Source organism: Mycobacterium sp. ITM-2016-00318, from assembly GCF_002968285.2.
GTDB lineage: Bacteria > Actinomycetota > Actinomycetes > Mycobacteriales > Mycobacteriaceae > Mycobacterium.
On the sequence record NZ_CP134400.1, the window covers coordinates 2,311,005 to 2,329,306 of the forward strand.

An 18,302-nucleotide genomic window follows, 5' to 3' on the forward strand; every position below is an offset into this window, starting at 1 on the left:
CCGGCGAAAGTGGTACGGCAGCAGATGGATTCGGTCAGCAAGCCGTGCTGTGGATCTTGGAGATCAACGTCGGATCGGGGGGCTGGGTGGCCTCCGGTCGCAGGCTCGACAGCACGGCTTCGGTGTCATCGCTGCGCGTCAACTCGGTGAAATCGGTGCCGATGGCGAGGTCGACGGTGTTGTCGGGTCGCTGGTCCTGAAAAAGCTCCACGCACGGCGCCACCAACCAGACGGCTGCGGCGGCCGCCCGCCCGCTGGGCCCGAATCGGATCTGGCCCTGACACGACAACCGGTTGTTCGTGTACAGCGGGTCGTTCTCGGCGGTCGGCTCGGCGAATCCGAGGTCGCGCAACTGCCCGGCCACCTCTGCGGCCTGGCCGCCCTGGCCGCTGGCGTTGAGCACCCTGATCTTGGTGTCGGCCAGATTGGCGGGCCCGACCTCGGTCATGGAGGCACGCGTCACTTGCTCGCCGAGCTTCGACTGCGTCGGGTCGCTCGTCGTGTTGTCGGCGGGCGGGTTGCACGCCGCGGCCTCCGTCACGTCGGTCGGACGATTGAGGGCAATCAACCAGATGACCAGGGAGGCCACCGCCAGCACGGCGAACATCGCGATCCCCGGTATGAAGTTGCGGCGGCGGAATGGCCGACCATGCTTGTCGAAGGCCGTGCCTTCTGTGATTTGAGCGACCACATGTGCACTCTAAATCGCCCGCTGCCACCTGTTGCGCAGGGTCAGCGGGTAGCTGTGACGTAAATCACACTTATGGAGTGCCGAATCGGGGCACGAATCGTTTGGCGGATGCGTTCGACGCTGGTACAAAGCTCTGTCGCATGGTTCACGGAGGGGACAAGACGATGGCTACCGACTACGACGCCCCACGGCGCACCGAGACCGACGACGTCTCCGAAGATTCACTCGAAGAACTGAAGGCTCGGCGCAACGAAGCTCAATCAGCCGTAGTGGACGTTGACGAGTCAGAATCCGCCGAAAACTTCGAGCTGCCCGGCGCCGATCTGTCCGGCGAAGAGCTCTCCGTGCGGGTGATCCCTAAGCAGGCCGACGAGTTCACCTGCTCGAGTTGCTTCCTTGTGCATCACCGCAGCCGGCTGGCCAGTGAGAAGAACGGCATGATGATCTGCTCCGACTGCGCAGCCTGAGAAAAACAGGTCAACTGCGCAGCGCGGACAACACCCGATCCGGACGACGACAGCTCACCAGCCAGTACGGCGTGGGGTCGTCCGGATCGTCGAGTATTAGCAGAACCATCGGGCCCACCCAGGCCCGGTGTACGACGTAGGCGGCCGGATCGAGTTGCCTGCCAAGGGCGGCCGATTTGGCCGACCTCGGCACCTCTGCCGACCGGGAGACGACGCCGACCGGTAGGTGCGCGTTACCGACCCACAGCTCCGTCTCTGCGGCTGGGTCGTCGGCAGCACCGCTGACCACCCGCACCTCGGTCTTGCTGAACCACAGCAGCGCCGCAGCGGCGACGGGCAGGAGCACAGCGAACGGCAACCAGTTCGGCAGGGCGCGGACGCCCTGATTCACTTCGAGGGCGATCAGCCCGGCCAGGGCCATCGCGAGCGGCCACCACCACCAGGGCACCCACAGCCGTTCGGAGTAGCGCACGACTTGCGGTGCTGCGCGCGTGTCGGACACGTCGCCAAGGGTAATCTGATGCCTCGTGTCCACCCCTTTGGCAGTCGTTCGCCTCGATCGCGAGCTGCCGATGCCCAGCCGGGCCCATGACGGCGATGCGGGCATCGACTTGTTCAGCGCGGTCGACGTCGAGCTGCCGCCCGGTCATCGCGATCTCGTGCCGACGGGCGTCGCGGTGGCCATTCCGCACGGAATGGTGGGGTTGATACACCCGAGGTCGGGTTTGGCTGCGCGCGTTGGACTTTCGATCGTCAACAGCCCCGGCACGGTCGACGCGGGTTATCGCGGCGAGATCAAGGTGGCGTTGATCAATCTCGATCCATCGCAGCCCATCGCCGTGCATCGAGGCGATCGAATCGCCCAGCTGCTGGTGCAGCGGGTCGAATTGCCCGACCTGGTCGAGGTGACCTCGTTCGACGAGGCCGGCTTGGCAGGCACTTCCCGTGGCGACGGCGGCCACGGTTCCTCCGGCGGACATGCGAGTTTGTGATGGCTTTTGGAAGACACGCCAAAGATGACGACGACGATTCTGACGACCAGCTCGTCGAGTCGGCTCCTGGCGTAGGTGATGACGAGCTGGACGGCCCGTTCGACATCGATGACTTCGACGATCCTGCGGCGGCCGCCCATGCCCGGCTCGACCTCGGCTCGGTGCTCATCCCGATGCCCGAGGCCGGGCAGGTACAGGTCGAGCTCACCGAGGGTGGTGTGCCCAGCGCGGTGTGGGTGGTGACGGCCAACGGACGGTTCACCGTCGCGGCCTACGCCGCGCCTAAGAGTTCGGCCCTGTGGCGGGAAGTCGCCACTGAGCTGGCCGACTCGCTGCGCAAGGACACCCCTGAGGTGCGTATCGAGGACGGCCCGTGGGGCCGCGAGGTGGTCGGCTCGGCACCCGCGGGCGTCGTCCGGTTCATCGGTGTCGACGGTTACCGCTGGATGATCCGCTGCGTGGTCAACGGGCCACAGGAGACCATCGACGCGTTGAGCAACCAGGCGCGACAAGCGTTGTCGGACATCGTGGTTCGTCGCGGTGATACCCCGTTGCCGGTGCGCACCCCGCTGCCTGTGCAGCTGCCGGAACCGATGGCCGAGCAGCTGAGGGCGGCCGCGGAGCAACAGGCGGCCGCTGCCCAACAGGCCGCCGCGCAGCAACAGCAACAGCAGCCGCCGGGGGCCCAGCCGGTAGCACGCCGCAGCGAGCACGGGTCGGCAATGCAGCAGCTGCGCACCATCACCGGCGGCTAGTTCGGCTCACAGTTCGAACAGCGCGGAAACGCACGCCGCGCCGAGCAGCGACGGCTCGACGCCCATCGCGTCGAGGGTGACCGTCCGCAGCGCCGCCCTCGGCGCGGCGTACGCCCACTCGATCGCGACCTCGAGCGGATGTACCGGGTCATCGGTGGCCGCGCCGACACCCATCGGCACCGTCAACGCCGCCAGTCGGGCGCGGGTCGGCGACACGTACCGGGACGCGGCCTCCATCGCATCGGGCAGCGCGGGCCACTGTCCTAGCCAGGAGCGGGCCAACTCGTCGGCGAGCCAGGGCGGGCTCGATGCGCGCATCTGCGAGGTCGCCGAGACCAGGCCGTCTCTGCGCAGAACGTCTGCCGAGTATCGGGCCGCCTGCGCGGCCGGTGCGGTCTCCGGCGAACCCGTCCAGGGGGGAAGGGCGGCCAACACCGCGACGGCGCGGGTCGGATGGGCCAGCGCCCAATTCGCCGCGACCGCGGCCCCGATCGACACCCCGCCCACCGCGATCGCGCCCAGCCGCGCGGCGTTGTCGAGATCGGAAACGTACCCGTCGATCAACCGGTCAGGCCGCGGCGGAGGCGTGACGACGACGGCGCCGACCTCGTGCAGCGGGGCCGCGAACGCCCGGTAGACGTACTCGTCGTCGGAGCCGGTCCCCGGCAGCAAAACCGCCGTCACGCCCCGTAAATCGACCGCCACAGAAAGATCGTGCCGTGTGGTTTAAATCACCGGCGTGGCGGGTCACCCTAGCGTGGCGGTGGGTCTACAACAGGTCTACCGTGGCGTTGGTTGGGGATCCACGGTGGATTCACAGGATGGCAGGAGACGCCATGGCTACGGCCGAAGGGTATCTGCGCCGGCTGACGCGCAGGCTGACTGACGACCCGGCACAACAGGATGTCGAGCAGTTGTCCGAGGAGGCCGCGAGCACCGGCGCCCAGAAAGCTGTCGACTGTCAACGAGGCCAGGAAGTGACCATGGTCGGGACCCTGCGCAGCGTCGAGGCCAACGCCAAGGGCTGTGCAGGCGGCATCAAGGCCGAGCTCTTCGACGGGACAGAGGCGGTGATGCTCGTGTGGCTCGGCCAGCGCCGGATACCGGGCATCGAGTCGGGTCGCACACTTCGGGTGCACGGACGCGTCGGAAAGCTCGAGAACGGCACCAAGGCGATCTACAACCCGCACTACGAGATCCAGAAATAGTCGACGGGCACGTACCGTTGACCCGTGTCCGATAAGCAATCCGGCGCTACGGCCATCCTCGAGCAGATGGGCGGCGTCAGCGGCCTGATCTACTCGTCAGTGCCTGTGCTGGTTTTCGTCCCGATGTCCTCGATCTTCGGCCTGGTGCCCGCGATCATCGCCGCGCTGGGCGTAGCGGCCCTGATCCTGGTGTGGCGGCTGGTCCGCAAGGAATCCGTGCAGCCCGCGGTGTCGGGATTCATGGGCGTCGGCATCTGCGCGCTGATCGCCTACATCGTGGGGGAGTCGAAGGGTTATTTCCTGTACGGCATCTGGATGTCGCTCTTCTGGGCCGTCGTCTTCCTGATCTCCGTGCTGATCCGCAGGCCCGTCGTCGGCTACATCTGGAGTTGGGTCAACGGGCACGACCGCGCGTGGCGGAAGGTGCGCCGCGCGGTTCTGGTTTTCGACATCGCGACCATCACCTGGGTTCTCGTGTTCGCGTCGCGTTTCGTCGTTCAGCGACATCTCTACGACGCCGATGAGACGGGGTGGCTGGCGACGGCCCGCATCGCGATGGGCTGGCCGCTGACGGCGGTGGCCGCGCTGGCCACCTACCTGGCGATCCGTTCCGCCCAGCGGGCACTGCATGCGCACGCCCCCTCCGCAGGCGAGGACGCGCCGACGGAGGATGCCCCGGCGCCGGAGACGCCCGAGGCCGAGGACGCGGTGCGGGAAAGCTAGTTGGCCGCCACTCGCGAGCCCACCGAGAGGCCGCTGCTTGCGGTCGCGATCCTGGCCTCGTTCGTGGCCTTCCTCGACGGCTCGGTGGTCAACCTGGCCCTGCCCGCCATCAACCGGGAATTCGGCGGCGGTCTCGCTCTGCAGCAGTGGGTGGTCGACGGCTATCTGCTCACCCTCGGCGCGCTGATCCTGGTCGCCGGTGCGGTCTCCGATACCTTCGGGCGGTTGGTCGTGCTCAGGTCCGGGCTCCTCGTGTTCGCGATCTCGTCGCTGCTGTGCGCGTTCGCACCCAGTGGCTGGGTGCTGGTGGCCGCGCGCTGCCTGCAGGGAGTCGGTGCCGCATTCCTGGTGCCGAGTTCCTTGGCGATGATCAACGCGCGGTTCTCGGGTGCCGCGCAGGCGAGGGCGATCGGCAGCTGGACGGCTTGGACCGGAACGGCTTTCGTCGTCGGGCCCCTGCTCGGTGGAGTGCTTGTCGACGCATTGAACTGGCGGTGGATCTTCGGGGTGAACCTGGTGCCGTTGGCCGTCACGCTGTACCTGACGAAGAAGCTGTCGCACGAGGAGTTCGGTTCGAAGCGGCGAGCGAGAATCGACGTCGTCGGCGCCGCGCTGACCGCGGTCGGCCTGACCGGCGCCGTCTATGCCCTCATCGAACAGCAGCGCCTTGGCCTCACCCATCCGGCGGTGCTCACCTCTCTGGTCGTCGGGATCGGCTGCCTCGCCGCGTTCCCGTGGTGGGAGCGCAGAACGCCGAATCCGATGATGCCGCTGCACATTTTCTCCGCGCGCAACTTCGCCGTCGGCAATCTCGCCACCGTGTTTCTCTACGCCGCGGTATCGCTGGGCACCCTGCTGGTGGCGCTGTTCCTGCAGGAGGCGGCGGGCATGTCGGCCACAAGAGCGGGCTTGGCGACACTTCCCATCCCGGTGCTGTCGTTCTTCCTTGCGCGCTGGTTCGGCACGCTGGCGGGCAGGCACGGGCCGCGGCTCTATATGGCTCTCGGACCGCTGATCGCCGGTGCCGGTTATCTCTTGATGGCCCGCGTCGACGTCGCCTTCGACTTCTGGACCCAGTTACTGCCCGGCCTCGTGGTGTTCGGGCTGGGACTGTCGATGACGGTGTCACCGCTCACGGCGGCGATCTTGGCGGCCGTGGACCCGGCGCAGAGCGGGATCGGCTCGGCGATCAACAACGCCTTCTCCCGGATCGCCGGACTGATCGCGATCGCTTTCACCGGTGTGATCGTGGGCGGTGCAATGGATTTCGCGGGATTCCGGCAGGGCTCGTTCGTCGTCGCCGCGCTCTTCGTGATGGCGGGGCTCATCTCGTGGGCCGGCATTCGCAACGACGAATGCGACTACAGCCGCGTCTCGGCGAAGGCGGCCGCGGCGTGTCACGACCGCGCGACACCACCGCCGGCCTATGCCGACGGCGAGCGCTAGTGGTTCTGCGGGTGGAGCAGTAGTTCCCGCAGCTCGTCTTCGGCCTCGGCGACCGCGACGAAGAGCAGTTCGTCGCCGCCCTCGAGCGGCTCGTCGCGCTCGGGCACGATCACCCGTGAGCCACGCAGGATGGTCACCAGCGCGGCGTCGCGGGGCAGCGCGAGCTTGCGCAGCGGCTTTCCGCCCCAGGGGGTGTCGACCGGCAGCGTGATCTCGATCAGGCTGGCCTGGCCGGTGCGGAATTCCATCAGGTGCACCAGGTCGCCGACGGCGACGGCCTCCTCGACCAGCGAGGCGAGCATTCGTGGCGTGGACACGGCGACGTCGACGCCCCACGCCTCGTCGAACAGCCACTCGTTGCGCGGGTCGTTGGCCCGGGCCACTACCCGCGGAACTGCGAACTCGGTCTTGGCTAGCAGGCTGACCACCACGTTGACCTTGTCGTCGCCCGTCGCGGCGATCACCACGTCGAAGTCCTCGAGGTGTATCGACTCGAGCAGGGTGAGCTCGCAGGCGTCACCGAGACGCCAGTGTGCGGCCGGGATCGCGTCGACGTCGACGTGGTCGGGGTTTCGTTCGAGCAGTGTGACCTCGTGGCCGTTCTCGATGAGCTCCCGCGCGATGGACCGTCCGACGGCCCCGGCGCCGGCGATGGCGACCTTCATCTAGGCGCCCTCGCCGTCTTCGCTCGGCGGCAGCGCGGCGATGGCCAGCGCCTCGGCGATGTGTCCGGCGACGGCGGCGACGTAGACCTGATCGCCTGCCTGGATGACGGTCTTCTGATCCGGCAGCAGTCCGCTGCCGAATCGAATCAGGAACGCCACCCGGCCGCCGGTGGCGGCCTCCAGATCGGTCATCCGTCGGCCCGCCCACGCCTCGTGCAGCGCCAGCTCGGCCACTCCGACGTTGCCGGACGGGTCGCGCCACTTGGTGGTCTCGGTCTCGCGGGTCAAGACGTTGAGCAGCCGGTCGGTGGTCCACGGCACGGTGGCCACGGTGGGAATGCCGAGCCGCTCGTAGACCTTCGCGCGTTTGGCGTCGTAGATACGGGCCACCACGCGCTCGACGCCGAAGGTCTCGCGGGCCACCCGCGCCGAGATGATGTTGGAGTTGTCACCCGAGGACACCGCCGCGAACGCCGACGCCTCTTCGATGCCCGCCCGCAGCAGCACGTCGCGGTCGAATCCCATCCCGAGCACACGTTCTCCGGGGAACTCGGGGGACAGCCGGTTGAATGCCGTGCTGTCACGGTCAATGACGGCGACATGGTGGCCGATCCGGGCCAGACCGTCGGCCAGTGATGCGCCGACCCGGCCGCACCCCATCACCACTACTCGCACCTTCGCGGTCCTCTCGGAGATTCTTTTCGCTCCTCGCGTGCGCGGCGACATTTTCGTTCTGCGCACTGGGAACGCTACCGCCAATCTCGTCTGGGCTTACTCTTGGCTCTCGTGTCCAAGCTTTCGACCGCCGCCCGGCGGCTGGTCCTCGGCAGACCTTTCCGAAGCGACAAGCTCTCCCACACGCTGCTGCCCAAGCGGATAGCCCTGCCGGTCTTCGCTTCCGACGCGCTGTCGTCGACGGCCTATGCACCCGAGGAGATCTTCCTGGTGCTGTCGGTGGCGGGACTGGCGGCGTATTCCATGGCACCGTGGATCGGGCTTGCCGTTGCCGCGGTGATGCTGATCGTCATTGCCAGTTACCGGCAGAATGTGCACGCATACCCCTCAGGCGGCGGCGACTACGAGGTCGTCACCACCAACCTCGGACCTACCGCCGGTCTGACGGTCGCCAGTGCGCTGCTGGTGGATTACGTGCTGACGGTGGCGGTGTCGATGTCGTCGGCCGCGTCCAACATCGGTTCAGCGGTACCGTTCATCGCCCAGCACAAGGTGCTGTTCGCTGTCGTCGCGATCCTGGTGCTGGCGTCGCTGAATCTGCGCGGTATCCGGGAGTCGGGCACTGCCTTTGCCATTCCCACTTACGCATTCATGGTCGGCATGTACATCATGCTGGCCTGGGGTTTCATCCAGATTTATCTGCTGGGTGAGCCGTTGCGGGCCGAGTCGGCGGCTTTCGAGATGCGCTCCGAGCACGGCGACATCCTCGGCTTCGCTCTTGTGTTTCTGGTCGCTCGGGCGTTCTCATCCGGCAGTGCGGCGCTCACCGGTGTCGAAGCAATCAGCAATGGGGTGCCGGCGTTTCGAAAACCCAAATCGCGCAATGCGGCAACGACGTTGCTTCTGCTCGGGGTTATCTCGGTGAGCCTGTTCATGGGCATCATCCTGCTGGCCAAGGCGACGGGTGTGCAGATGGCCGAGCGGCCGCACGAACAACTGATCGGCGCGCCTGCCGACTACCACCAGAAAACGATGATCGCCCAACTCGCCGAGGCGGTCTTCCACGACTTTCCGCTCGGGCTGTTCCTGATTGCCGGGGTCACCGCGTTGATTTTGGTGCTGGCCGCCAACACAGCCTTCAACGGCTTCCCGGTGCTGGGATCGATACTTGCGCAGGACCGTTTCCTGCCGCGCCAATTGCATACCCGCGGCGACCGGCTGGCGTTCTCCAACGGCATTCTGTTTCTGGCGTTCGCGGCCATCGCATTCGTCGTTGCGTTCCAGGCTCAGGTCACCGCGCTGATCCAGCTCTACATCGTGGGCGTGTTCGTTTCGTTCACCCTCAGCCAGATCGGCATGGTGCGGCACTGGACCCGGCTGCTGACTGTCGAGAACGATCCGGCGGTTCGGGCCAGGATGAAGCGCTCGAGGATCATCAACACCATCGGATTCATCTGCACCGGAACGGTTCTCGTCATCGTGGTGGTGACAAAATTCCTCGTCGGCGCATGGATCGCCATCCTGGCGATGATCATTCTGTTCGTCATCATGAAGGCGATTCGCAGGCACTACGACACGGTGGCGCGCGAATTGGAGGAGCAGGAGGCCGCCGAGGAGGGCGGGATCGTGCTGCCCAGCCGCAACCACGCGATCGTGCTGGTGTCCAAGCTGCATCTGCCGACGATGCGCGCCCTCGCCTACGCACGCGCCACCCGGCCCGACGAGCTGGAGGCCATCACCGTGAGCGTGGACGACTCGGAAACCCGCCAGCTCGTGCACAGGTGGGAGGACAGCGATATCTCGGTGCCGCTCAAGGTGATCGCGTCGCCCTACCGTGAGATCACCCGGCCCGTGCTCGACTACGTCAAGCGGATCAGCAAGGAATCGCCGCGCACCGTCGTCACGGTGTTCATTCCCGAGTACGTCGTCGGTCATTGGTGGGAGCAGGTGCTGCACAACCAGAGCGCGTTGCGGCTGAAGGGGCGGCTGCTGTTCATGCCCAATGTGATGGTGACATCGGTGCCCTGGCAGCTGAATTCGTCGGAGCGACTGCGCAGACTACAGCCGCACTCGGCACCCGGGGACGCTCGTAGAGGCTTCCTGGATTGATCGAGGAACTCACGCTGACCGCGGGACCGCCGGCCAACGGCGGAAGCTGCGTCGCACGCCATGAAGGCCGCGTGGTCTTCGTCCGATACGCCCTGCCCGGGGAGCGGGTGCGGGTGCGGGTGGTGACCGACAAGGGATCGTATTGGCACGCAGACGTTATCGAGGTACTCGAGCCCTCACCCGACCGGATCGACCCGCTCTGTGAGATCGCGGGCGTCGACGGGGCCGGTTGTTGCGACCTGGCGTTCGTCGCTCCCGCCGCCGCCCGTCGCCTGAAGGGCGCCGTGGTGGCCAACCAGCTGGCCAAACTGGGCGGGTATCACTGGTGCGACGAATCCGAAGCGACCGCTGAACCGGTTGGCGGTGGTGAGCCGACGGGGTGGCGCACCAGGGTCAGGCTCGACACCTCCGACGACGGACGTGTCGGCTTTCACCGCTACCACAGCGCTGATCTGGTAACCGATCTGCGGTGTGGACAGCTGCCGGAGGCGGCGCTCGACGGACTCGGCGACACCTCCTGGCCCGCGGGTGCGCACGTGCACGTGGCGCTCGACGATGACGGCGCACGCCACGTCGTGCAATCCGGTCCACGGGTCGGCAGGCGCACCGCGACCCGGGTCGTCGAGGGCAGCTACGAGGCGACGCAGCGGATCAACGACCGGGTGTGGCGGATACCGGTGACGGCGTTCTGGCAGGCACACAGGGACGCGGGCAGGGTGTACAGCGATCTGGTGGCGCAATGGGCGCAGCTGACCGCCGGAATGGTGGCGTGGGATCTGTACGGCGGCGCAGGAATTTTCGCGGCGGTGCTCGGCGAGGAGGTCGGCGACGGCGGCCACGTGGTGACGGTGGACACGTCACGCATTGCCTCGCGATCGGCGCGGGCCGCACTGGCCGATCTGCCGAACGTCTCGGTGGTCACCGACTCGGTGCGGCGGGCACTCGCCGGTCAGACTCGGCGCGCCGATGTCGCCGTGCTCGACCCGCCGCGGTCGGGCGCAGGCCGTGAGGTGATCGACATGCTGGCGGCGGCGGCCGTCCCGCGGATCATTCACATCGGCTGTGAAGCAGCGTCATTCGCCCGAGATGTCGGCTTGTACGCCGAGCACGGCTACCGGGTGGAGACTCTGCGCGCGTTCGACTCGTTCCCGCTGACTCACCACATCGAGAGCGTCGCGGTGCTGACGCGCTGACGGATTCAGCGTCCGCCGAAATGTCGCTGTAGTCGTCGCTGCCGATGCGCGAACAGGGCACCGATACCCGCCGCGATGATCGGCGTCAGCAGCCGCAACGGCGCGCGGAGCTCGAACGTGAGGCGGTCGCGCACAACGGTTCCCGAGTCACCGTCGGGTTCCAGGGTGCGCTCGTGGCGCCACAGCCGCATCGACAGCATCGTCGACTCCTCGTGGAAACCGCGGCCGGGCCACAACTCGGCGATCATCAAATCGTCGTAGTCGAACGGCACCACGCCGAACAACCGCAACCAGCATCGACCCACCGGGCTGCCGACAGGGATGTCATCGACGGTCAGCGACTCCTTGCCGCGCGGCATCGACATCGTCATCCACGGCCGCAACTCGTCGTTGATGCCCTCGGGCGTGACGACGCGCGCCCATACCCGTTCGCTGGGTGCGTCGATGAGGGACTGCCGTTCGACGATCACGACGGGTGACGCTATACCGGCGTGCCTCGATCAGGGGTGTTAGGTTGACGCTGGGTGTGCCGGGAAGTCTGGTCGGCGTCCATGTCGGCTGCCCGAGGAGCACCTGATGACTGACCCGGCCTCACCGCCTTCGCGCAGGCTGCTCACCCGCGGTTCGTGGCCCGAAACCGAGCGCCTTGCCGAGATCCTCCGCATGGAAACAGTCGGTGGCGTACTGCTGCTCGTCGCCGCCGCAGCGGCGATCGTCTGGGCCAACTCGCCGTGGTCGGATGCCTACCAAGCCCTGGCGAGCGCCGAGATCGGCCCGCAAGCTTGGCATCTGCGCCTGAGCGCCGCCGAATGGGCGGCCGACGGTCTGTTGGCGATCTTCTTCTTCGTGGTGGGGCTGGAACTCAAACGCGAGTTCGTGGCTGGGGATCTTCGCGATCCGGCGCGGGCCGCGCTGCCGATCGCGGCTGCCGTCGGCGGAATGGTCGTCCCCGCGGCGATCTTCATCGCGGTCAACCTCGGCGCCGGCCACCGGGAGAACCTCGATGGCTGGGCCGTGCCGGTCGCCACGGACATCGCGTTCGCGCTGGCGGTGCTCGCGGTGCTGTCCACGCATCTGCCGAGCGCGTTGCGCACGTTCTTGTTGACTCTTGCAGTAGTCGACGACCTTTTGGCCATCACGATCATCGCGGTGTTCTACACCGACGAACTCGCCCCGCTGCCGCTGGTGCTCGCGCTCGTTCCGCTGGCGTTGTTCGGGCTCGCCGTCCAGGGGGGATGCAACCGCTGGTGGCTACTTCTCCCATTGGCGGCGGCAACGTGGGCGTTGGTTCATGCCAGCGGGGTGCACGCCACCGTCGCCGGCGTCCTGCTTGGCTTCACCGTCCCGGTCCTCAAAGAGACGGGCCAACTCACCGCGGAGTCGCTCGAGCACCGGCTGCGGCCGATCTCCGCGGGATTGGCGGTGCCGGTGTTCGCCTTCTTCGCCGCGGGAGTGACGGTCGGCGGGTGGTCCGGGCTCGGCGACGCGCTGGTCCGGCCGATCACCATAGGGGTGCTTGCCGGTCTGGTTCTCGGCAAACCCATCGGCGTTTTGGGCACCACCTTCGTGTTGGCCAAGTTCACCCGCGCAACCCTCGACGACGACCTGGCGTGGCGCGACGTCTTCGGTATGTCTTTGCTGGCCGGGATCGGGTTCACAGTTTCGTTATTGATCGGCGAATTGGCCTACGGGCACGGCACATCCGCAGGCGTCGACGCCAAAATGGGTGTCCTCGTGGGATCTGTCAGTGCAGCTCTGCTGGCTGCGATCGTGTTGCTGAGCCGAAACGCCGCCTACCGGCGCATTCATGAGATCGAGACGCTCGACGCCGATGACGACGGTGTGCCCGACATCTACGGCACTCGGCGCGACTGACGCCGCCGACCTTGCGTAGACTGACCCAATGCTTGAACAGATCCGCGGCCCCGCCGATCTGCAGCACCTGAACCAGTCTCAGCTAAGTGATCTGGCTGACGAGATCCGACAGTTCCTGATCCACAAGGTCGCTGCAACCGGTGGGCATCTCGGTCCGAACCTCGGCGTCGTCGAGCTGACGCTCGCGTTGCACAGGGTGTTCGACTCTCCTCACGATCCGATCATCTTCGACACCGGTCATCAGGCCTATGTGCACAAGATGCTGACCGGTCGGTGCCACGAGTTCGAAACACTGCGTAAGAAGGACGGCCTTTCGGGCTACCCGTCGCGTGCCGAAAGCGACCACGACTGGGTCGAATCCAGCCACGCCAGCTCGGCTCTGTCGTATGCCGACGGACTGGCCAAGGCATTCGAGCTGACCGGGCACCGCAACCGGCATGTCGTCGCGGTCGTCGGCGACGGAGCGCTGACCGGCGGCATGTGCTGGGAGGCGCTGAACAACATCGCCGCCGCGCGCCGTCCCGTCGTGATCATCGTCAACGACAACGGCCGCAGCTATGCGCCGACCATCGGCGGCTTCGCCGATCACCTCGCCGCGCTGCGCCTGCAGCCCGGCTACGAGAAGGTGCTCGAGGAGGGCCGGAAGGCTGTCCGAGGTGTGCCCCTCATCGGCGAGTTCTGCTATCAGTGCATGCACAGCGTCAAGGCGGGCATCAAGGATGCGATCGCCCCGCAGGTGATGTTCACCGACCTCGGGCTGAAGTACGTCGGACCGATCGACGGGCACGACGAGCACGCTGTCGAGGTCGCGCTGCGCAACGCGCGCGGTTTCAACGCTCCGGTGGTCGTGCACGTCGTCACCCGCAAAGGCATGGGCTACGGGCCCGCCGAGGCCGACGAGGCCGACCAGATGCACTCGACCGGCGTCATCGACCCGCAGACCGGTCAGGCCACAAAGGTGGCTGGTCCGGGGTGGACCTCGACGTTCGCCGATGCGCTGATCCGCTACGCCGGTAAACGTCGCGACGTCGTGGCGATCACCGCCGCGATGCCGGGGCCGACCGGTTTGACCGCCTTCGGCGCGAAGTTCCCCGACCGGCTGTATGACGTCGGAATCGCCGAGCAGCACGCGATGACGTCGGCCGCGGGCCTCGCGATGGGCGGCCTGCACCCGGTGGTGGCCATCTACTCGACGTTCCTGAACCGAGCGTTCGACCAGATCATGATGGACGTGGCCCTGCACGAGTTGCCGGTGACGCTGGTGCTCGACCGGTCCGGTGTCACCGGGCCCGACGGTGCCAGCCACAACGGCATGTGGGATCTGTCGATGCTCAACATCGTGCCGGGTATGCGGGTGGCCGCGCCGCGCGACGGCGCGCGCCTCTACGAGGAGCTCGGCGAAGCGCTCAAGATCTCCGACGGGCCGACCGCTCTGCGCTTTCCCAAGGGTGATGTCGGCGAGGACATTCCGGCGCTGAAACGTCGTGACGGCATCGATGTGCTCGCTGTCCCCGCCGAAGGCCTGTCCGAAGACGTCCTGCTGGTTGCCGTCGGAGCGTTCGCATCGATGGCGAAATCGGTCGCAGAGCGGCTGCGCAACCAGGGCATCGGCGTGACGGTGATCGATCCGCGTTGGGTGCTGCCGGTGCCAGCGGCGATCGGCGAGCTCGCGAAGGCGCACAAGCTGGTTGTCACGTTGGAGGACAACGGAGTTCGCGGGGGCATCGGTTCGGCGGTTTCGGCCGCGCTCCGACGCGCTGAGATCGATGTGCCGTGCCGCGACGTCGGGTTGCCGCAGGAATTCCAGCCCCACGCCTCACGCGGCGAGATACTCGCCGATGTCGGGCTGACCGACCAGGACATCGCCCGCCAGGTGACCGGCTGGGTGGCCGCACTCGGCAGCGCGGTCACCGAACACGAGGTCAGCCGTCAGCTCGATTGAGTGACACCCTGCCGGCTTCCTGCAGGGCCGCGGTTTTGCGCGGCTGCTCGAAATAGACCTCTGCCCTGCGGTCTTCGACCTCGACTGTCGCGATGGTGTTGCCGAACAGTGGGCCGCAGACATCGGTCCAGGTCATCGGCGGTGAGGGGACCCCGCTTCGGCGCACCCACCAGCGGATGACGGCGGCTGCGGGACGGGCCCACCCGAGCATGAACGCCGGTTTCATGATCAGCGGCACGTAGTTGTGCACGGGCGAGCACACCAGCTGATGCACGGTCGCCCCGTCCGGTGAAATGCCGTCGACCTCAGCCCGGGCCGCGTAGGTGTGGTGAACGTCGCCGGACAGCACGCTGATCGTCGACGGAGCCTCGGGATGGTCGGCGATCCGCGCGATCATCTCGCCCAATCGCACAAAGGATTTGTAGAACGCCGCCCAGTGTTCGAAATCGCCTGCCTTGCGTACTTTTTCACCTAGATTTCCGCGCCAACCGGTGCGGTCGGCCGCACGCTCGTTGAGCGCCTCAAGATCACCGATCGCCGGTGGCATCAACCACGGAACCGAAGATGCGAGCAATAGATGGTCGATCGTTTCTGGATTCTCCTCGGCCTTGGACTCCACCCAGCGGAACTCGTCCTCGCCGATCATCATGCGCTCGCCGGACTCCAGGATCCGGCCGTTGCGGGAGTCGATCATGATGAGTCGGGTCCGCCCGAGATCCCACCGATAGCTGAACCGGACACCCTTGCCGCAATCGACCTCGCGGTCTGCCCGTTCGGCGACCTCCGCGAGGTGCGGCCACATGTCGCCTTCATCGGTCAGCAGGCGCTGGTAGTCGTCGTTGCCCTTCAATTCGTCCGGGCTCAGATTCCCCAGATGCTGATAGACCCAGTACGACGCCAGTCCGGCCCGTATCCGGTCTGGCCACCACGGCAGCTTCGCCATTTCCGCGCGCCAGACCTTCGAGGTGTTCCAGTCGTCACGGATATCGTGGTCGTCGAAGATCATCGCCGTCGACACGGTCGACATCAGCCACCGGATCTCGGGGTCACCCCAGGAGTGCCGGTAGAGCCGTTCGTACTCGGCGAAGCTGACGACCTCGTCCGCCGGGCGGCGGCCCTGCTTGCCGTGTCGTCGCCGCTTCACCTGGCGCTGTTCGTCAGCGGGAAGCTCGTCGGCGTAGAGCTGGTCGCCGAGCAGGATCAGCGCATCGGGCCAGCCGTCGATCGGGCGCTGCGCCATCCGGGACGCGTACGAGTCCAGCGCGTCGTGCTTGAGCTTCTTTTCGATTTTCTTGACGTCGGTTTTCGGGTAGCGGCATGACCCGAAGATGGCGCGCAGCCGGCGCCCGCTTATGGGGCCGCGGGTGCGGATGACGCTGGGCGGAAACTTGGAGAATGTGTCGTCTTTGATGGGCCACACCGTCTCGCCGTCGATGCTGACCTGGTATTCGGTCACGCTGTCGGGGGTCAGGCCAGTGACCAGGACCAGGGCGAAATGGAAACCCTGCACCTCGAAGGTGCGTGCCGAGCAGCCCAGAACGCCTACAGTGCAGGCGTTTTCGGTTTGCACCCAGATGAGTGCGGTGGTTTCCGATACATGCCGGAGCGCCGGTCCGAGGAGCAATCCCATTGAATTGACCCTAGGGCAGATTCGGTCATTCCGTGGCGGGAGGGGTCGATCCGTCGAGTGCCGCGGCGAGCACCGGCACGACGAGCTGGCGTTGCCACGCGCGCGCGTGCGCGGCGCGCAGGAATTCGTCGACCGCCGCTTCGGTGTCGCCCGCCGGTTGCCAGTCCCAGCAGAGCCGGCGCACCACGTCGGGCGTGACCAGGTTCTCGGTGGGGACCGTGACACGGGCGGACAGCTCGGCGAGCCCGGTGCGGGCGGTTTCCAGCCGTGCGGCCGCGTCGGGTTTGCGGCGGGCCCAACGGGAGGCGGGCGGGGGACCGTTCTGCGGCTCCGAGATCTCCGGCTGCTCGGCGTTGTCGCGGGCACGGCTCAGCGCGTCAAGCCATACCTGGGCGCTGCGCCGCTGCTTCGAGCCGCCGAAGATCGGCAGCGCGGTGAGTTCGTCGACGGTCTTGGGGTCGGCGGTGGCGGCGCTGATGATCGCGGAGTCCGGCAGGATCCGGCCGGGCGCGATGTCGCGCCTGCGGGCGATGTGGTCCCGGGTGGTCCACAGTTCGCGAACAGCGGCCATCGCGCGGCGGTCGCGGATCTTGTGGATGCCCGAGGTGCGCCGCCACCGATCCCGGCGCGTCGGTGCGCCCTCGAAGGTGCGCAGGTACTCGAACTCCTGGGCGGCCCACTCGGTCTTGCCCTGCTCTTCGAGCACGGCCGCGACGGCGGTCTCGAGTTCGATGAGCACCTCGACGTCGAGCGCGGCGTAGTTCAGCCATTCCTGCGGCAGCGGACGTTTGGACCAGTCCGCGGCGCCATGGCCCTTCTTCAGGCCGAGGCCGAGCAGCCGTTCCACCATCGTTGCGAGGTTCACCCGGTCAAAGCCGGCCAGCCGACCCGCCAGCTCGGTGTCGTAGAGCTTCGTCGGCCGTAATCCGATCTCGGCGAGGCACGGCAGGTCTTGGTCGGCGGCGTGCAGTACCCACTCGTCGGTGGCGAGCACCTCGGCGACGGGCGCCATGGTGGCCAGGGTGTCGGCACCGTGGTTGACCGGGTCGATCAGCACGGTGCCCGCACCGTCGCGGTGGATCTGCAGCAGATATGCCCGGTTGGAGTAGCGGAAACCCGAAGCGCGTTCGGCGTCGACCGCGAACGGTCCGTGCCCGGACGCCAAAAGGTCTGCGGCCTGCCGTATTTCGAAGGGCGTCACGGACACCGACGGCACGCCGTCAGCGGGGGCGAGCAGTGGTGTGGGCTCTGGTTCCGCGGTATCGGCTGGCTCGGCTCCGCCGGAGTCGGCTTGGGTCATCTCAGGCGCGGGTGCGCGACTTCAGATCGGTCACCCCGGAGGGTGGCAGGCCTGCAGCGTGTTCGAGCACCAAGCAGAACGCGGCGACGTGAGGCCCCAGGTCGAGTGTCGTCGCGGTCCACGACGCCCGCAGTTCCAGCTGATGCGCCCGCGGCGGACCGGAGATGTCGCCGTAACGCACGGACGTCGTGGCGGTGACGGTGCCGCCGAGTGCGGTGATGTGTTCGGTGTTGGCCTCCAGCGCATCGACCAGCCAGCTCCATGCCACCTCGGGCAGCAGCGGGTCGACCGCCTCGCTGGAGTCGAGGTCGGCCTGAACGTAGGCGACCAGCCGCATCGTGCCGTCCCATGCCTCTGCGCCTTCGGGATCGTGCAGCAGGATCAACCGCCCGAACGCGTCGCCGTCGGACTGCTCGGGCACGATCGGCGACTCGGGGTGACGGACCTCGGCGCCGAGGGCGTAGCTGAACGGTGCGAGCCGCTGAGGCGGCCGAATCGGGCCGAGCTCGATTTCCGGTCGCACGGTGGTGGTATTCATCGCAGCGACCGCTTCCCGGAACTGCGCCGGTTCGGCGGTGGTCACCGGCTTGACGGTAGACCATCTGGGCGGGTCTGTGCGCAGGCGCGCCGT

The 18,302-nt window shown here is 67.1% G+C and carries 19 protein-coding genes; 10 read left to right on the plus strand and 9 right to left on the minus strand.

Features of this window, described 5'->3' with window-relative positions:
* Positions 1–34 precede the first annotated feature (34 nt).
* Positions 35–691: an envelope integrity protein Cei gene (gene cei / locus C6A82_RS11230; protein WP_105349044.1), complete on the minus strand. Its 657-nt coding sequence runs from the start codon at positions 689–691 to the stop codon at positions 35–37.
* 164 nt (positions 692–855) lie between these two features.
* Here cei and C6A82_RS11235 point away from each other — a divergent pair, with 164 nt between their 5' ends.
* Positions 856–1,158, plus strand: coding sequence for a DUF4193 domain-containing protein (locus C6A82_RS11235; protein WP_069416252.1), 303 nt, complete (start codon positions 856–858; stop codon positions 1,156–1,158).
* A gap of 10 nt (positions 1,159–1,168) precedes the next feature.
* Here C6A82_RS11235 and C6A82_RS11240 read toward each other — a convergent pair whose 3' ends face one another.
* Positions 1,169–1,660, minus strand: coding sequence for a DUF3093 domain-containing protein (locus C6A82_RS11240; RefSeq protein ID WP_105349045.1), 492 nt, complete (start codon positions 1,658–1,660; stop codon positions 1,169–1,171).
* Between the two features lie 25 nt (positions 1,661–1,685).
* On the opposite strand from C6A82_RS11240, the gene dut reads away from it, so the two are divergent.
* Positions 1,686–2,150: a dUTP diphosphatase gene (gene dut, locus C6A82_RS11245; protein WP_105349047.1), complete on the plus strand. Its 465-nt coding sequence runs from the start codon at positions 1,686–1,688 to the stop codon at positions 2,148–2,150.
* Positions 2,150–2,905 (plus strand): DUF3710 domain-containing protein, encoded by a 756-nt coding sequence (locus C6A82_RS11250; RefSeq protein ID WP_105349049.1) that lies wholly within the window; start codon positions 2,150–2,152, stop codon positions 2,903–2,905. The genes dut and C6A82_RS11250 overlap by 1 nt, the downstream gene beginning before the upstream one ends.
* A gap of 6 nt (positions 2,906–2,911) precedes the next feature.
* Here the strand turns inward: C6A82_RS11250 and C6A82_RS11255 are convergent, their stop codons facing one another.
* The gene (locus C6A82_RS11255; RefSeq protein WP_105349050.1) at positions 2,912–3,610 is read right to left on the minus strand and encodes a hypothetical protein; all 699 of its coding nucleotides are present in this window, start codon (positions 3,608–3,610) and stop codon (positions 2,912–2,914) included.
* A 131-nt stretch (positions 3,611–3,741) separates the two neighbouring features.
* On the opposite strand from C6A82_RS11255, the gene C6A82_RS11260 reads away from it, so the two are divergent.
* The 3 genes from C6A82_RS11260 (at position 3,742) to C6A82_RS11270 (ending at position 6,282) form a co-directional block, all read left to right on the plus strand.
* The gene (locus tag C6A82_RS11260) at positions 3,742–4,113 is read left to right on the plus strand and encodes an OB-fold nucleic acid binding domain-containing protein (RefSeq protein WP_105349076.1); all 372 of its coding nucleotides are present in this window, start codon (positions 3,742–3,744) and stop codon (positions 4,111–4,113) included.
* A gap of 66 nt (positions 4,114–4,179) precedes the next feature.
* Positions 4,180–4,836 carry a DUF3159 domain-containing protein gene (locus tag C6A82_RS11265; RefSeq protein WP_105349082.1) on the plus strand — a complete coding sequence of 219 codons (657 nt, stop codon included), beginning with the start codon at positions 4,180–4,182 and terminating at the stop codon, positions 4,834–4,836.
* Positions 4,837–6,282, plus strand: a complete 1,446-nt coding sequence (locus C6A82_RS11270) for an MFS transporter (RefSeq protein WP_233217169.1) — start codon at positions 4,837–4,839, stop codon at positions 6,280–6,282.
* Here C6A82_RS11270 and C6A82_RS11275 read toward each other — a convergent pair.
* Positions 6,279–6,947, minus strand: a complete 669-nt coding sequence (locus C6A82_RS11275) for a TrkA family potassium uptake protein (protein WP_105349052.1) — start codon at positions 6,945–6,947, stop codon at positions 6,279–6,281. The genes C6A82_RS11270 and C6A82_RS11275 overlap by 4 nt on opposite strands.
* Positions 6,948–7,622, minus strand: coding sequence for a TrkA family potassium uptake protein (locus C6A82_RS11280; RefSeq protein ID WP_105349086.1), 675 nt, complete (start codon positions 7,620–7,622; stop codon positions 6,948–6,950).
* Positions 7,623–7,733: 111 nt separating this feature from the next.
* Between C6A82_RS11280 and C6A82_RS11285 the strand changes: the two genes are divergently transcribed.
* A complete protein-coding gene (locus C6A82_RS11285) occupies positions 7,734–9,731 on the plus strand; it encodes an APC family permease (RefSeq protein WP_105349053.1) in 1,998 nt (665 codons plus the stop codon).
* Entirely contained in the window at positions 9,731–10,924 is a 1,194-nt protein-coding gene (locus tag C6A82_RS11290; protein WP_105349088.1) for a class I SAM-dependent RNA methyltransferase, read from the plus strand. Before C6A82_RS11285 ends, C6A82_RS11290 begins: the two co-directional genes overlap by 1 nt.
* Positions 10,925–10,929: 5 nt before the next feature.
* On the opposite strand, the gene C6A82_RS11295 is transcribed toward C6A82_RS11290, so the two are convergent.
* Complete coding sequence (locus tag C6A82_RS11295; RefSeq protein WP_105349055.1) at positions 10,930–11,394, minus strand: hypothetical protein; 465 nt, start codon at positions 11,392–11,394, stop codon at positions 10,930–10,932.
* 106 nt (positions 11,395–11,500) lie between these two features.
* Between C6A82_RS11295 and nhaA the strand changes: the two genes are divergently transcribed.
* Both nhaA and dxs read left to right on the plus strand, forming a co-directional pair.
* Positions 11,501–12,799 (plus strand): Na+/H+ antiporter NhaA, encoded by a 1,299-nt coding sequence (nhaA, locus tag C6A82_RS11300; RefSeq protein ID WP_105349057.1) that lies wholly within the window; start codon positions 11,501–11,503, stop codon positions 12,797–12,799.
* A gap of 28 nt (positions 12,800–12,827) precedes the next feature.
* Positions 12,828–14,741, plus strand: a complete 1,914-nt coding sequence (gene dxs, locus C6A82_RS11305; protein WP_105349058.1) for a 1-deoxy-D-xylulose-5-phosphate synthase — start codon at positions 12,828–12,830, stop codon at positions 14,739–14,741.
* Here the strand turns inward: dxs and C6A82_RS11310 are convergent.
* Genes C6A82_RS11310 through C6A82_RS11320 form a run of 3 tightly spaced genes read right to left on the minus strand, consistent with a single transcriptional unit; the run spans position 14,722 to position 18,209 of the window.
* Complete coding sequence (locus C6A82_RS11310; RefSeq protein ID WP_105349060.1) at positions 14,722–16,371, minus strand: alkaline phosphatase D family protein; 1,650 nt, start codon at positions 16,369–16,371, stop codon at positions 14,722–14,724. The genes dxs and C6A82_RS11310 overlap by 20 nt on opposite strands.
* A gap of 25 nt (positions 16,372–16,396) precedes the next feature.
* Positions 16,397–17,671 (minus strand): ribonuclease D, encoded by a 1,275-nt coding sequence (locus C6A82_RS11315; RefSeq protein WP_105349062.1) that lies wholly within the window; start codon positions 17,669–17,671, stop codon positions 16,397–16,399.
* 1 nt (position 17,672) lies between these two features.
* Positions 17,673–18,209, minus strand: a complete 537-nt coding sequence (locus tag C6A82_RS11320) for a DUF3000 domain-containing protein (RefSeq protein ID WP_233217170.1) — start codon at positions 18,207–18,209, stop codon at positions 17,673–17,675.
* Between the last annotated feature and the right edge of the window lie 93 nt (positions 18,210–18,302).

Excerpts from the sequence above, each read along its gene's own strand:
- C6A82_RS11250 (WP_105349049.1), top strand. The coding sequence starts at position 2,150 with ATGGCTTTTGGAAGACACGCCAAAGATGACGACGACGATTCTGACGAC.
- dxs (WP_105349058.1), top strand. The coding sequence starts at position 12,828 with ATGCTTGAACAGATCCGCGGCCCCGCCGATCTGCAGCACCTGAACCAG.
- C6A82_RS11310 (WP_105349060.1), bottom strand. The coding sequence starts at position 16,371 with ATGGGATTGCTCCTCGGACCGGCGCTCCGGCATGTATCGGAAACCACC.
- C6A82_RS11260 (WP_105349076.1), top strand. The coding sequence starts at position 3,742 with ATGGCTACGGCCGAAGGGTATCTGCGCCGGCTGACGCGCAGGCTGACT.
- C6A82_RS11265 (WP_105349082.1), top strand. The coding sequence starts at position 4,180 with ATGGGCGGCGTCAGCGGCCTGATCTACTCGTCAGTGCCTGTGCTGGTT.
- nhaA (WP_105349057.1), top strand. The coding sequence starts at position 11,501 with ATGACTGACCCGGCCTCACCGCCTTCGCGCAGGCTGCTCACCCGCGGT.
- C6A82_RS11235 (WP_069416252.1), top strand. The coding sequence starts at position 856 with ATGGCTACCGACTACGACGCCCCACGGCGCACCGAGACCGACGACGTC.
- C6A82_RS11275 (WP_105349052.1), bottom strand. The coding sequence starts at position 6,947 with ATGAAGGTCGCCATCGCCGGCGCCGGGGCCGTCGGACGGTCCATCGCG.
- C6A82_RS11315 (WP_105349062.1), bottom strand. The coding sequence starts at position 17,671 with ATGACCCAAGCCGACTCCGGCGGAGCCGAGCCAGCCGATACCGCGGAA.
- C6A82_RS11320 (WP_233217170.1), bottom strand. The coding sequence starts at position 18,209 with ATGAATACCACCACCGTGCGACCGGAAATCGAGCTCGGCCCGATTCGG.